Genomic DNA, 14,162 nt, shown 5'->3' with positions numbered 1-14,162 from the left:
CTCGCGGTGTGGGCCGGGCCTTCGGTCTCGGCGAGCATTCCCACGGTATTCGCGAGGTAGCCGTAGGTAAAGGTATCCGCGCCGTCGGTGACGGTCGAAAGGCGTCCTGCGTTATCATACGAATAACCCACGCTTAAATCCTGATCCGGATCGGCGGCGATGCCAAGAACAAATCCTCCGTTGCGCCCGGCTACCGTCGGCCAGCCAAGGATACGAGAAGGCCGTGGTGCGGGGGCGAGGCGGAGGTGCCGGGACGGCATAAGGGCGTCCGTGACGGTCTTGGAATCCTGGAAAGAGGAATTCGGATCGCAGGAAAACCATGAAACATTGGGCTGACCCCTTTTTGTCACCCCCCTGAGTAATAGAATATTTATATTTTGCGTTTGCCCCCATCATCCGGCTCGCTTTTTTGCCGTCTCCATGGCATGAAGCCAGTTAAGTGTTACCGATGTCCTTGTGCTATTTGTTACCGATGTCTTTGGGCCGCACCGTTCACTTACGTCCCAAAAGCAATAGTAGAGAATGTAGTCACGGTTTCGTCTAAAATTTCAAATCTGAGATGATCCGGCTGCGCGCCATTTTTAAAATACTTCCTGAGAATAAAAAAATCGATTCCCTTTCCCTCTGATCGATATGAAAAAATCCAGAACATAGAAAATCCTAGAGGCTGTATAACAACAATTGTACCCATATCTTTTTCATCGACCACCCGAATGATCGAAGCAATCTCATCCTCACTTAAAACAATATTTCCGATACCACGCACTACAGGAACATCGATCAAGTCCGTTTTCTCCACCCCCTGCTGTGAAACAGCGATTGTTAGCCTCATTGCCTCCGACCTAAATTCGACCAAGGAAGAAGATGTCAATACATTTTCATAAGGTTCATTTTCCAAAGAGAAAACAGAATTCCATCCAGCAAAAAAAAAAGGTAAAATAATTAAAAAAATTTTCATTTTTCTTATCACAAAATCTCACACCATCAACCTATAAACATCTACCGAATATTATCTGAACTGAATCAACTCCATTCAATTCAATGCAGGTGGCACAGGATTTATCGGATCATAAGGCTTACCTTTTTCTGGCGAAAACGGTTCTATATGATAAACGTGAAGTTCTTCAATCGTGTCCAAAACATCTCTCATCGCTCGTTGTACATATTCAGGGCCTCGTGAGTCGGATTGACATTTCGAATCGGATTCAAAGACTGCACTATGATTATCTCTGTAATGGCTTGCCATGTTTCTCACTTGGGCAATTACTCTTGAAACGTGCTGCTGCTCGTGTCCGTAAGCATTTTCAATCAACCCGTCATTTCCTCTGAGCAATTCGTTGATTGTAATAGAAAGCTCTAATGTAATCTGACAATAAACCCTATAGCATTTTTTCTCTTCGTCAAAATAGCAATCACAACTCGCACTTTTACGAATTTCGGTTATTCCACCTTGATCGAAGTCTAACGGATCAAATCGATACGAAATATTCTCAGCCGATTCAGGAAAATAATACTCGTCAACAATTGCCAATCCTAAATAATCCCACCACTTCAGACCATTATTCCAGACGAACCCATACAAGTTCAGCCCGCCTCGTTCACCAATGGGATCCCGGCTCAGCCATCGACCCGTTTCGGGGACATAGTATCTGAAGCCGTAATACAGCAGGTCCGTTTCATTGTCCTGGTATTTCGTCGAGAAGCGGAAGACAAAATCGTCCGGCAAGACGGTTGAAGCGATCACACGTCCGAAGGACGAGTACTCGTAGTGAGCGGCGATGCCCCCGGTTTCGTCGATGTATTCGCTGACGTTGCCGTTAGCGTCGTAAGTAGCGTAGAAGACGTCTCCGCTGGAGTCGTCGGTGACACTGAGCAGTCCTCCTACTCCTCCGGCACCCTGCATCGATCCGCTGAGGTCTTGGCCCCAGAGGTAAGAAACCTGAAGATTGAGACCTGAAACCTGAGAATCGTATGTCGCGATAAGGTTCCAGCCATCGTAGACGAAACGTTCTTCGGAGACGGTTTGCATGGAGGCGAGTGGCACGTCGTATTCTTCGACCGTCTTTTCCACCCGGCGACCCTGATAGTCGTAGGTGAAGGTCAGGCGAACGGCACCGCTGGTGGGATTCATGACGTCGGCGTAGTTGCGGGCCTCGATCATTCTGTTTTCGCCATTCCACTCAAAGTACCATCCCACTCCATCGTAGGTCATGTTGCCGTCAACATCGTGGGCGGGCCCGGCGGACGGGTTCGTGATCCCCGTATATTGGTTCAGGCTATCGACCGTGTAAGAGCGCTGAGAGGCGGTTCCGAAAGTGGAGGTCAAGCGGTTGCCGATAAAATCGTAGTCGAAGGAATCGGTTGCGGCGGCCACCGAAGCCCCGGGGCTGTCCGGATCGGTGCCGAGATAGCGGTCGGCGGTCGTTACCTGGCCGCGGTCGTCGTAGGTCCAATCGTAAAGGGAGGCCTGGGCGAAGGCGGATCCCTCGTCAACCCGGTCGGTCCGGCGCCCCAAGGCGTCGTAGCGATAGGAGTATTGGGAAACAGTCGAAAGCGTTCCCACCGTTTCCTCGTTTTCCACGATGGTGAGCGCGTTGCGACCGGGCTCGTAGGTGTAGCTCGCGGTGTGAGCTGGGCCTTCGGTCTCGGCAAGCATCCCGGGCGTGTTCGCGAGGTAGCCGTAGGTAAAGGTATCCGTGCCGTCGGAAACGGTCGAAAGGCGTCCGGCACTGTCGTACGAATAACCCACGCTCAAATCATGATCCGGATCGGCGGCGATGCCAAGAGAAAATCCGCCGTTGCGCCCGGCAACCGTCCCGGAAGTGCCGTCCTGATAGAGGCGGGTAAGGATTCGGTCGTCAAAATAGCTAGCATCCAGCTCCTCGGTCTCGAGCCGCAACTCTGCGTTGTAGTCAAAGGTACGGGTACCGGTGGCATCCGTAATGGTTTTCGGCTGGCCCAGACGGTCGTAGGTGTAGGCGATATCGTCGGTGCTGTCGGAGTAATCGACACTGGTCTGTCGACCGGCATCGTCATAGCCGTAGGTGGTGACCACGCCCCGCTCCCAAGTGCGGGTTGCGAGCCGACCGGCATCGGTATAGGTGTAATCGGTCCCCTTGCCGTCATCGTATTCCTTGCGCACGAGCCAGCCGCGTTGGACGTCATACTCCCAAATGGTGATGGCATCGCCGGAGACCCCGATTCCCGTTCCCGGGTTGAAGTCCTGCCAGGTGGTCATGGTGGCCATCCGGCCCTGGGCGTCGTAAGTGTACTCAACCGGAAATTGCTGGCTGCCCCAGGTCTTGGCAACTTCGCCACGGTCGGTATACTCGGTGTACACGACCGAACTATCCGGCAGAGTGACCTCGGTAGTGCGCCCCAGATCGTCATACTCGTAGGACGTGACGAGCGCTGAGAGCGAGCCCGAGCCGCCGTCGGGATCCGGGGCCGTCACCTGACTTGGCTGATCGTTGTCGAAGTAGGCATAGGTCGTGGTCCCGGTGCGACTGTCGACGGAGGTCGCGGTTCGGTTCCAAAGATCGTGGGTGTAGTCGGTCGCTGAGACGAGAGAGTCGGTGGAATCGCGAAACTCTTCGCGGACGATGAGCCCATCGTCGTATTCGCGGATACTCCGGGCTCCGGAGGGCTGGACGGAAATCTCGTTCCAATCGCCTGCGGCGGGCGTGGTGCGATAACTCAGGGACTCGGCCCCAGCGGTATCGGTGGTCCACGTGGCAATACCGAGAGTGCTGCGCTCGGTGGTCTGCACGAGCGTGCGGGCAGAAGACGCATCCTCGGGATAGACGTAGGTGCGGGTGCGTTGAACCGTGTAGTCCGCTGCTGTGCCAAATAGGTTCTCGTTGCGCTCGGCATACTCATACTCCCACTCTGTGACCTGATCGGCGGTGAGATCGATCCCGGCACTGGCGCTCGTCTTGACAGCCATGACCGAGCGGCGGCCCAGTCCGTCGTATTGGTAACGGGTGGTCACCCCATCGGGGTCCACTTCTTCCGAAACCTGGCCGAGGGCATTGTAGGCGGTCGTGACTTCGGCGGAATCGGGATACACCACGGCGATCTGCCGCCCCATGACGGAGCGAACCTCCTGCCACTCCGTTTCGAGGAACTCCCCGGGATTCTCGGAATCCTCGCGGAGACGGATTTGGCGCTCGGCGATGCCGGAGACCCCGCCGTCGGTGAAGGTGTCGTAGGTCATCTTCATGGGGGCGGCAGCCGTTCCAGCAACCGATTCCGTCTGGCCACCGATATAAGTGGTGCGAATCTCAGTCGTGGCGTCGGGGCGGGTGACCGTCTCTACCGTACCCCCTTCGGCCGGATAAGAATAGGAGTAGGACGTCGTGACCAACGTGCCATCCTGATAAGGACCGGCTTGGCTCCGGGAGACGACTCGACCGGCTTTGTCGTATTGCGCCGTCGAAAGAATCTGGGAGGACGCACCGGACTCGCGGGAGGTCTGCAACACCCTCCCGACGGCATCATACTCGGTGACCCGGGTGATTCCCTGCCGCGTCTCGGAGAGGCGACGCCCGAGAAGATCGTAGGTGTAGGTCGTTTGAATTCCCTTGCGGTCAGTTCGGGAAGAGATGCTGCCGCTGCAACAATTGCTGCCGTAGACCAAAACCTCGTTGGTCCCATCCTCATAAAGTGTCGTGGTCGCCCGCAATAGGTCATCGGTGACGGTGACTTCGAACCCGTCCATGACCAGGTTGCTGTCGACATCGCGCACCTCGCGTTCGACGATTGTTCCGGCTGCATTGATTTTCTCAACGGTCACCGTGCCCTCTTCAATTCCGTCTTCGCTTCCATTCGGAGCTCCGCGGGAAACGGTTTTTACCTCAAGGCCTCCGCTGGTGCTGTAGTCGTAAAAAGTCCAGATTCCCTGTTCATCGACGCGGCGCTCGACGCGATTGGTCGTCGTATCGTATTCCACCAAGGCCATCAAATTCGAGGATGTCGTATAGGAAGCCCCGGCTTCGGTAGCTCGATAGGTTTTGATCAGACTCTCGTCGGCATTGCGCCACTCGAAAGTGCGACCGACCTCGACCCCCTGAATCGTTTCGATCTCATACCAATTAAGCCCAGGGTAACCGGTTTCCACATAGGATCGCTCAACCAGATAGGCATTTGCCAAATCCCCGTAGGAAGAGTCGCCGTAAGCACGGTAGGTTTTCACTCGGCGGCCTTCCCCATCGTATTCATACTGCTCCCAATAGCCGTCGTACCGCTCGAAACCCTTGAGACGTCCGGCATTGTTACTCAAACTATCGTTAGGATAATAAAAATATTCGGTGGTAAGATCATCTCCCTCGTAATCCGCCAGATCCGGATGATCGCTGATCGAGTAATCTTCGATCTTGGAGAGAATCCTGGGATCTCCCGCTCCCGAGCCAAAAACTTCTTTGGTGCTGGAGGCTACTTCTTTGGAAGCATTGTATATGTAGGTTTCGTCCGTCTTTGTCTTGTTTTCGAAATCTAGTGTGCGGACAATCTCCGTCGTTTTGATTCCCCCACCTTCGACCAGCTTCCAAGTGTGAGTTTCCGTATTTGCACCCGTATCTTCGACTTTCGTCCACGAATAATGGAAACTCCTCACCAATGAGGTGCCATCTGGCCCGTATTCGTCGATAAACACACGATCAAATACGGCAGGGTCGAAAGCTGCATCCGGATTGTAGATTACGATTTTCGAAACGAGATCCCCAGTGGGAGGATAAACACCATCTACCTTATTTCCGACACTCTCGACCTCGTACTGGAAAATTTCTGTCTCGTTCGGACCGACGGCTTTGATATCGGTCAGCAGGGTTTCGGTAAGGATTTGCCGGGGATGGTCGTTCGCATCCCAGATAATCTCAAAATCACTCGCCACGGCAAGTTGCATCGCTGCGGGAGTATAAATATCAGGACCGTACGAGGTTTCATCAAGATAACGACTGTAAATGCCCATGGTCGGAGATGCCGTTCCAAAATCCCCGGTTCCGAGCTTCAGGTAATAAGACATCGATCCGCCGATCGACGCTTTCAGACAGCCCCCCGGTCCAACCGAGAACGTAGCGGTTCTCGATCCTCCTTCTCCATCAATTCCGGGAGCCGTAAACTCTACAGTGCCGCTTGCCGAAGAAACGGAGCTCACATTCGAGAAATCGAGTGAAACGTTGATTGAGCCGGACGAACTAACGCTAGTGGCGTTCCCTTCGCTCCAAATCGCTCCAGAGTAATCGACCGCAATATTTCCACTCCAATTATCCGATACGCTTAAATTGAAATCTATAGAGAGCGAGTCACTTTCGTCCCCACACTCACATACGTCGATCGTCAGATTGTTTCCTGCAACAATCAGCTTACCTTCGTTTGCTGAGGGTGTGACGGTCAGCGTATGCTCTTCCAGATATTTATCATCCTCGCCTTCGACAGGTGGATTGAAAAGAGCGGTGGCACCGTAACTCGACACCTGGGATAATGTGACAACGGTCACAAATGAAACGAATCGGATGAAACAAAACCTATTGGCTGTGATTCGCACAGAATTTCGCAGTAAAGATGGTAGGAACATGGATATTTTGTTTAAAATGACTTTACCTATTCAAAATTATGAAGGGCCAATCTGGTTCTTGGCTTCTCGCGCCGCCTCAAAGAGGAAGGGGTTGCGAAAGGTGTGACGGGATTCCTCAATCAGAGTCGCATCGGAAGTCTCCCCATATACCCCCAGATAGCGTATCGCCGCGAGCCGGAGGCGCGGGTCGGCTGCGGAATCGGGAACGATTTGGCGGGCCGTGGACAACAGGCCGGAAACTTCCAGATCGGTCGCGAGCGAAAACGCGCTGACTCGGGAGGAAGTATCGGCCTCGGGATCGACCGCCAGAGTGTAGGTGACGCGTCGCAGCGCCGCGAGCGTTTCGGGATCAGGTGAGCGTTCGTTCAGGCGATAGAGCCCGACCAGGGCGGTCCCCGCCAAGGGGGACGTTGTATTCTCGGCAAAGGCGATCAGGGCATCATTCTGAATCGGGCGAACTCCCGGAGCCTCCAGCTGAGCCAAATGCTGAAGAGCATAATCGCAGATGACCGGATCGGACGAGGTGTTTGCAACCGTGGCCAGATGCTCGGCAAGGGGTTGTGAAAATCCTTCTTCGGCGCGCAACGCATTCCAGATCTCGTTGGCGAGATAATGGTAGTGATTGGCGGAGAGTCCTCCCGGCACTTCGCCCCTCTTAACCATGGCGGTAAGGGCACGATAATCGTCTTGGGAAATCGGGCTGTCATCCTCGTGGAGAGCGGCCACCCGTTCCGCTACCGGAAGCGGGCCGGCTGTGATTGCCTGCATTCGCCGAGCGGGTTCCTCCGAGATCACCTCATGTCTTGCATCGGAGCTGCCCATTCGGCCCGGCAATTCGGCACTGTTCCACGGCGTCGTGCGGCTCTGGAGGGCTCCGGATTGCGACGCACCGTCAGCGGCCTCGACGGCTCCTACCGGAGAGAAGGCAACGGACGACCCGAGGAGTAGAAATAGACCTACCGTGACCCTCATTCCCCACCCTCCTGGAGTCCACCATTTGGAAGAGTAATGATCATCGTGTAGCAGTTGGCCGTACTTGCATCGCCGGAGCGCAGGAACCGGACATAGGCCCGTCCCAGCTCGTCAAAATCGTCGGCGGTCAACACCTTGGTCACGGAGCCGTCGGCAAAGGTGATTCCGCTGACAGCAATGTTCAGGATGATCTCCATGCCGGGGACAACCTCGGAGACGAGCACGGGCATATCGATCACCTCGGTGCCGTCCGGAAGCCGGTCCGCCAGAGTGATACTGGTCTCCAGCGAAGAGGCTACGCGGAATCCGGCAATGGAAGCGGTATCCAGAACGGCGCCCTCTCCGGGTAGGCGAGCGGCGAGAAAGAGTGGACTCGTGGAACTCGTGCCAACCGAGAAAGTGCGGGCGCCATTGATCGGGGCAATCTCGGTCACGGCCAGGCGGCTATCGACATCGACATCCGCCTCGAAGCTTAGTTCCGGATGGGACCACGGTTCCGCGACGGATACGGGAAGGGTGAGGTTTCCGGCAAAGCGGTCGTCAAAGACGCGCACCTCCAGCAGTCCCTCCAACGCCTCTTCTCCCTCGCTTGCGTCGAGGACTCCCGAAACTTGATAGACGCCCCCCGCGTTCCAAGCATGAGGAACGACATCCCCCTCGTTCTCCAAGGAGTATACGACGGGCTCTTCCACACCGGCGACATCGGTGATGGTGATCGTTCCCTGACGAGTGCCGGTGAGGCCGCCGAGGGTGAAAAGGATGGAGTCACCCTCCCGCACATTCATCGATGCGGTCCCTTCCTTCTCAAGACTACCGAGCAGATCGTAGGGGACCCAGCTAACGGAAACCGCTTCGCTCATCGCTCCATTTGCCAAGCTGACCTGAGCCGTCGAGATCGCCCCTGCGGCATCCAAATCCATCTCGGCCATCCAGTAGCCACCGGGCAGCGGGGCGACCGTATAGGATTGTGCCTCGTCACCGGTGACGGTGAGAGAGGAAAAATGCTTGGCCCAGCCCTCGATCAAAAACGGAGAAACGAAGGACTCATTGATCGCGTCAACCGGAGTCACGATCCCGTTGATCGTTTGCAAACGGTGATCGACCCAGCCAAGGTCCTCCAAGCTGTCCACCGTCAACCCGAGAATCGCGATGCGGCGGTAGGTTAACGTATTCTCCCAATCGACCCGAACTGTATGTAACCCCGCGGAGAGATAAGGCGTGATGACCTGAGCAAAGGCGGGGATCGAGGGATCCAAGCGCAAACGGACCCGATCCAGTGGGTTGCCGTCGACAGAAAAGTCGAAATTATGGAACGAATCGTTCGTCGGATTGGCCGTTTCCTGCAGTGCTAGGGAAAGTCGGTAGATCCCGTCCTCGGGAACATCGATCGTATACTCGACCCAGCCGCGTTCATCGCGAGCTTCGAGGCGATCGCCGTCCACAGCCCAATGACCCAAGGTAGCGACCCGGTCGATCCCCCTCAAGGACTGAACGGTAGTGATCGCACCAATATCCTGGACTTCCGGATCGGAGAAGAGGATCTCCGTCTCCTCGAAGTCACTAATGCCATCGCCGTCTCCATCGGCAACCCGATCGACCGCCGGGTTGATCTCCAGACGCACATCGCTGAACACACCGGTTCCGAAATTGCTGCGATTGCTATTGGAAACGCCGATCCCGACATAGACGGAGTCGGGGAGCTCCAAAATCTCTTCCCCCGTGACCAGCCAATTTTGACCATCCTGGGAAGCGGAAAATCGCCAGATATCCCCCTCGCGTTCAATTCGAATCCATCCATCGGTATGAACATCCGGGGTAGTGACGTAGCCCACCCCGCCACCATAGGTGGCCGCCTTAAAATACTGGGCGTCTTCCGTACCGTTAAGAGCGTAACCCACACCACGGCCCTCGCCGGTTAAATCCTCGACGGCGGCGAGACCGGCTTTGGCCCACATCGCCGTTGCCTGAACCGAATCCACCCGCGTGGAAATGCTAAAATCCCCGTCAACGGGCTGATAAACGAAATAAAAGCTCCGGACCATTCCTTCCGTAGAGGAGGAAAGAACAAATCTACCCTCTTCCTCGGAAAAGCTGCTGAACCCCGGCCCCTGACCCTCATAGGGCTCGCCCACGTTGGCGACTTGCCACGGCTCGGGAATATTGGATTCGAGGACCGTCGAGGCCTCGACCATCCGCTTCTCCCCTTTTTGACGTGTCAGATCTTCGGCTTGTATCTCATAGCGATGGGTCACTCCCGGTTCGGAGATTCGATCGGTAAATCCCGTTCTTTCGACCCTTGTGGTGTCAATAAGACTACCATCCCGATAGACAAAATACCGCCGCATCTCATGAATCCCGAGCGAGGGCTCCCAATCGATATAGATCGTTCCCGTTGTGGCGTAAACGCCTTGTATGACAGGAGCGCTCACGGGAATAACGTCCGTTGTCGGCACCGTGGGATTGGTACCGAGCAGAAACTCCAGGCGGTTGGACATCTCGTCGTCGTCAAAATCCGCATCGGGATCGAGCCCTTGCACCCCGAAAAAGTGCTCTTCCCAGGCATCATGAATTCGATTCCCGGTCGAATCCGTCCACTCGAAGGGATTATACCCCAACTGAATCATTTGCCAGGCGCTCAATCCACTGCCGCTGTAGTCCTCGGAAAGCAGCTCAGAATCCGGGTCGTCGCTGTAGAGCAGTCGGTAGAACATGAAATCTCCGTCGGAGGACAGTAGTTTCTCGATCTGGCGCCCCTCACCGACGTCAAAAATTTTGACGAACTCCCAAGTTTGGAGATCTTCCGATTGCTGGATGAAATAGACGTACCCCTCCTTACCTTCCCAAGAAAGGGAATGCCCCGCATCGAAGAGCCCTCCCCGAATCGTAACCCGCGACTCGTCGCCGGAGGATTGAGCGTGAACCGACAGCGACAGTGAGGAAAGAAACAGCAGGGTTGACGCGACGAGGGAAACGAATCCCGGCCCGAACGCTCCCCGGTGAGAAATCAAAAGTTTAGAAGTCATGATTCGATGAAAAGAAGGGAAAAGGCACAGGAAAATAGGAAGAAATGCAGCATGGCCCTACCAATCGCAGAAGGACCTCATAACCTCCTGATAGGGAAAGGCTTCTGGACAAAAACAAAGCGAGACGGCGGAGTCTCTCGTCAATGTGTCTATTCGCGATTGGAGCATTGATGCTCCGAATAGGAATCGCGGCGCCGTGCCGGTTCAAGAGCAAATTATACCCCATAATTCTATTTACATTTTTTTTACTCTTATCCTGGGAGAAAACTTTTCTCCCACAAAAATGTAAAAGATGATCCGCGACGACCCACGTTGCGGCTCGTCAACGGAGAGAACGGACGATCAACTTTCTCTCGACATCTTCGGGCGCATTTTCCCCCTCACCCCCGGAAGACTCCGCCTCGGTAAAAACGAGGAGAACCTCCTCCCGATGTTCGCCTGATTTTAGGCGATTCACGGTGATCACTCCTTTTCGAAAATCGTCCTCGCTCAAAACGGTATGATCGACCGAAAATGCATCCCCTTCCATTTTCACGGATTTCAATTTCCACGACAGGCTTTCGTGAATTTGATAGTTGATTTCGCGAGGGGTGAAATCGTCGCCACGAATCCAATGGACCATCTGAGGGTGAATCTCAACTTTCTCCTGAACATCAATCCGTAATACCAGGGTTTGCGAAAACTCCTTATTTCCCTCGAATGAAACGCGGATGGTTTCTCGCTGAAGCCCAACTCGTTCACCAGGCTTGAACACCACCTTCACATAGCCGGTGCCGCCTGCCGGGATCGGTTGCTGCGAATATTCCGGCACCACGCAACCGCACGAAGGTTTCACGCTTTCGATCACAAGAGGCTCGTCTCCCTTATTCACAAAGGAAAATCGCTGATCAACCGACGGGACACCCTTAAGAACTGTCTCGAATCGCTGCGTCTTCTCCCACTCCGGCTGAGCATCCAGATCCATCGGAATTCCGCCGAACAGCAAACAGCCGAGAAGAACCACGGCACGAGTCGAACCGTTCGACCTGGAAATCCTTAGTCTATCGTCGCCTCGTAGAATACCTAAAGAGAAGATCACCAGTAAACTATTCCGGAGAATCTGCCAAAACGGATGCAAATCCCACTGGAACCCGAAACAACCACACGACGGAGAAAGCCCTCGCCACCAAGCCGAACCAATCAAAATCATGAAGGCGCCCAACAGGAAAACGGCGAGTAAGGAAGAGGCCCCGCGAGTGGAGTGAAAGAAAAATCCGAGCCCGAGCATGATCTCAAAAACAGGCACCCAATAGACGAGAAAGAGTTCAACCTTGGCAGGCGCCCATTCCCCGTATCCGCGAATCGCCTCAAGAAATGACTCGGGGCGGAAAAGCTTTGAGATCCCGGCCCACAAAAACACCAGGGCCATGAGAAATGAGAGGAGTAAGACGAATCGATTCTTTGTCATTGTTCTAATTAACTTCCCGATTGATCACGCAGTATCGGCCATCCGCCTTCCAAAGCATAGATACTCGAGAATCCCAGCTCTTCCCGCAGCCGGAGAGCCAGACGGATGGAAGTATTACAATTCCCAGCCTCGCAATACAAAATCCACCACTGCCCCTCCTCCCAGTGATCCATCAATCGGTCAAGTCCAGCTAACCAATCTTCTTCCGAAAAATGGATCGCTCCGTCCCAGTGTTGGATCTCGTAATCCGCCCTCGGACGGACATCCACCCACAAAATAGGGATTCCTTCGGCTTCGGCCGAACGGATCTCTGCGATATCGACCACTACTGATTCCGATGCCGAAAGCTCATGCTCCCCAGGCAACAACCAGAGCATGCCCGCACTCAATATAAGTGAACCGACAACCATCAATGTCGCCGTTATCCCTGTACGCACCAAGAAAGACATTCGCAAAGAAATACAGAAACGGAGCTAGAAGCTCCAGAAAATCCGGTTCTAGTCCTCGATTTCGATTAACGTGGCTGGAACCTTCCCTACGAATTCTATCGGACGAGTATATTTGAAACTATTGCGATCCAACGGGCGAAATTAAGAGACGGACCACTGAATCAAACTCTCGAATTCCGACGAGCGCTGAACCCTCCCACTGTGAGCGATGACTTGAAGCCTCGTCCTCAATTTGTCCAGCGACCTCTTCAACGCTTCTACACCAGAAAAAGCATTCGCCCGCAGAGTGATCCAGACCAAGAACATCTACGCTTCCGCCGGAACCTACCTGAACCGCTATTGAATGAGGACTCTGCTCTCGCGAAACGATTGACCATCTCGGAAACCCGTGGACTCGATCAGCTTGAGCTCTACCGCAAGGCCTGCCTTCCGCATTTTCTCAACGAGCTGGAGAAAAGTGTCTTTCGCCATGAGGCGGTCTTGATTGCCAACCCGGAACTGAGGGAGAACGAGGATCGCCCCTCCACGCTTCCAACCGCAAGATCGACGAGCAATTTCAGGGCCATCCGCGAATCCGAGCCGCCCGGCCCCTCAGAGTAGCCTGGCATTTCAACTTGCAAGACTTCCATAACGATTCCCTCGTGTTCGTCCCATTCCCCACGACAATCGCACGAAAACCCGCTAAAACAGGCGCGGCCGCCGAAGACAAAGGCAGCAGCTCAGAATCCGGGTCGTCGCCAGAACCTGGCGATACACCAAAAACAACGCCATCACCGAGGGCTTCCATAGAAAAATGAAGCTCATTCAGAGAAGAGCCTATGGATTCCGATCCTTCCAAAATTATCGACTTAGAGTCCTCGCCACATGCACATGAAAAATAACTCAAAATCTAAAAAAATGATCCATCCCCCAAAGTTTGATGTAGACTCAAGCTTGGTCAGGCCTTCAGAAATGCCCGCCTTCGCCCTCCGGGCTTCGACGCGGCAGCCTCCGCTTTCGCTGTCGCTTCAAGCGAAGGCTGGCGGAGAGGGAGGGATTGACGCTGCGCGGGTAGACCCCGCTACGCTCCTCGGGTACGAACCCGGTCTTCCTCAAAGTTTGGGGACATGAGGGGCAAAGACCATCATGTCCCCAATGAATAACCTAACAGGAATAGCAGGCTACGAAGTGATCTCGCAGCGATGCAAATCGGATTTGGACGAGTTGGAGGCGGTTCTGGAGAGGGAGCCTGAGAGATGCCCTTACTGCGCGGCCCCGGGGCCGCGCAGTAAGGGCCGTTATCTTCGGAAGGTGCGTCATCGAAGTGGTTATGTTCGTTCAACTTTTTTGTTGGTGCACACCCGCCGTTTCTGGTGCTGGAGGTGCAAGCGGAGTTTCCTTCCCACGCTTCCGGGCATCCGTCCTTATCGCCAGAGCTCGGAGCTCTTTCGCAAGGAAGTCCACCAGCGCCACGAAGACGGGATCTGCGCGAGCACTTTGGCCAAGAGGGAGCGAATCGGGCAGGCTACGGTCGAACGGATTTATCACCAGCACACCGAGCTGGAGGTGCGCAAACGTTCCAACCGGGATTGCCCCCGGATGCTCGGAATCGACGAGCATACCCTGGGCAAAAAGAACCGCTTTTGCACCACCTTCTGCGACCTCGGCAACAATCGGGTCTTCGAGGTCAGGCCCGGTCGCAGCGAAAAGGAGCTCTC

Annotated in this window: 10 protein-coding genes and 1 pseudogene; 4 read left to right on the top strand and 7 right to left on the bottom strand. The window is 54.6% G+C overall.

The window, feature by feature from the left end; translation table 11 throughout:
- The 7 genes from H5P30_RS02430 to H5P30_RS02400 all read right to left on the bottom strand — a co-directional run.
- A partial coding sequence (locus H5P30_RS02430; RefSeq protein ID WP_185691371.1) for a hypothetical protein occupies positions 1-260 on the bottom strand: 260 nt, incomplete at its 3' end.
- Between the two features lie 236 nt (positions 261-496).
- Positions 497-958, bottom strand: a complete 462-nt coding sequence (locus tag H5P30_RS02425; protein WP_185691370.1) for a hypothetical protein — start codon at positions 956-958, stop codon at positions 497-499.
- 75 nt (positions 959-1,033) lie between these two features.
- Entirely contained in the window at positions 1,034-6,496 is a 5,463-nt protein-coding gene (locus H5P30_RS02420) for an RHS repeat-associated core domain-containing protein (RefSeq protein ID WP_185691369.1), read from the bottom strand.
- A 114-nt stretch (positions 6,497-6,610) separates the two neighbouring features.
- Positions 6,611-7,546: a hypothetical protein gene (locus H5P30_RS02415; RefSeq protein ID WP_185691368.1), complete on the bottom strand. Its 936-nt coding sequence runs from the start codon at positions 7,544-7,546 to the stop codon at positions 6,611-6,613.
- Positions 7,543-10,569, bottom strand: a complete 3,027-nt coding sequence (locus tag H5P30_RS02410; RefSeq protein ID WP_185691367.1) for a hypothetical protein — start codon at positions 10,567-10,569, stop codon at positions 7,543-7,545. Before H5P30_RS02410 ends, H5P30_RS02415 begins: the two co-directional genes overlap by 4 nt.
- Before the next feature lie 322 nt (positions 10,570-10,891).
- The gene (locus tag H5P30_RS21850; protein WP_221774258.1) at positions 10,892-12,016 is read right to left on the bottom strand and encodes a MauE/DoxX family redox-associated membrane protein; all 1,125 of its coding nucleotides are present in this window, start codon (positions 12,014-12,016) and stop codon (positions 10,892-10,894) included.
- Positions 12,017-12,024: 8 nt separating this feature from the next.
- Positions 12,025-12,453 (bottom strand): rhodanese-like domain-containing protein, encoded by a 429-nt coding sequence (locus H5P30_RS02400; protein ID WP_185691366.1) that lies wholly within the window; start codon positions 12,451-12,453, stop codon positions 12,025-12,027.
- A gap of 213 nt (positions 12,454-12,666) precedes the next feature.
- Here H5P30_RS02400 and H5P30_RS02395 point away from each other — a divergent pair, with 213 nt between their 5' ends.
- The 4 genes and pseudogenes from H5P30_RS02395 to H5P30_RS02380 all read left to right on the top strand — a co-directional run.
- On the top strand, positions 12,667-13,065 hold the full coding sequence (locus H5P30_RS02395; protein ID WP_185691365.1) for a hypothetical protein: 399 nt from the start codon (positions 12,667-12,669) through the stop codon (positions 13,063-13,065).
- A 133-nt stretch (positions 13,066-13,198) separates the two neighbouring features.
- Positions 13,199-13,339, top strand: a pseudogene (locus H5P30_RS02390) (transposase); the annotation flags it as partial.
- Between the two features lie 23 nt (positions 13,340-13,362).
- Positions 13,363-13,575, top strand: a complete 213-nt coding sequence (locus H5P30_RS02385; protein ID WP_185691364.1) for a hypothetical protein — start codon at positions 13,363-13,365, stop codon at positions 13,573-13,575.
- 24 nt (positions 13,576-13,599) lie between these two features.
- A partial coding sequence (locus tag H5P30_RS02380; protein WP_185691332.1) for a transposase occupies positions 13,600-14,162 on the top strand: 563 nt, incomplete at its 3' end.

Origin of the sequence: Puniceicoccus vermicola (assembly GCF_014230055.1) — a bacterium.
Taxonomy (GTDB): Bacteria; Verrucomicrobiota; Verrucomicrobiia; order Opitutales; family Puniceicoccaceae; genus Puniceicoccus; species Puniceicoccus vermicola.
This window is presented reverse-complemented; position numbering and strand designations above follow the sequence as displayed.

Bases quoted from the DNA above. Each gene is read 5' to 3' on its own strand.
- H5P30_RS21850 (WP_221774258.1), bottom strand. From the start codon at position 12,016: ATGACAAAGAATCGATTCGTCTTACTCCTCTCATTTCTCATGGCCCTG.
- H5P30_RS02415 (WP_185691368.1), bottom strand. From the start codon at position 7,546: ATGAGGGTCACGGTAGGTCTATTTCTACTCCTCGGGTCGTCCGTTGCC.
- H5P30_RS02385 (WP_185691364.1), top strand. From the start codon at position 13,363: ATGATCCATCCCCCAAAGTTTGATGTAGACTCAAGCTTGGTCAGGCCT.
- H5P30_RS02425 (WP_185691370.1), bottom strand. From the start codon at position 958: ATGAAAATTTTTTTAATTATTTTACCTTTTTTTTTTGCTGGATGGAAT.
- H5P30_RS02410 (WP_185691367.1), bottom strand. From the start codon at position 10,569: ATGACTTCTAAACTTTTGATTTCTCACCGGGGAGCGTTCGGGCCGGGA.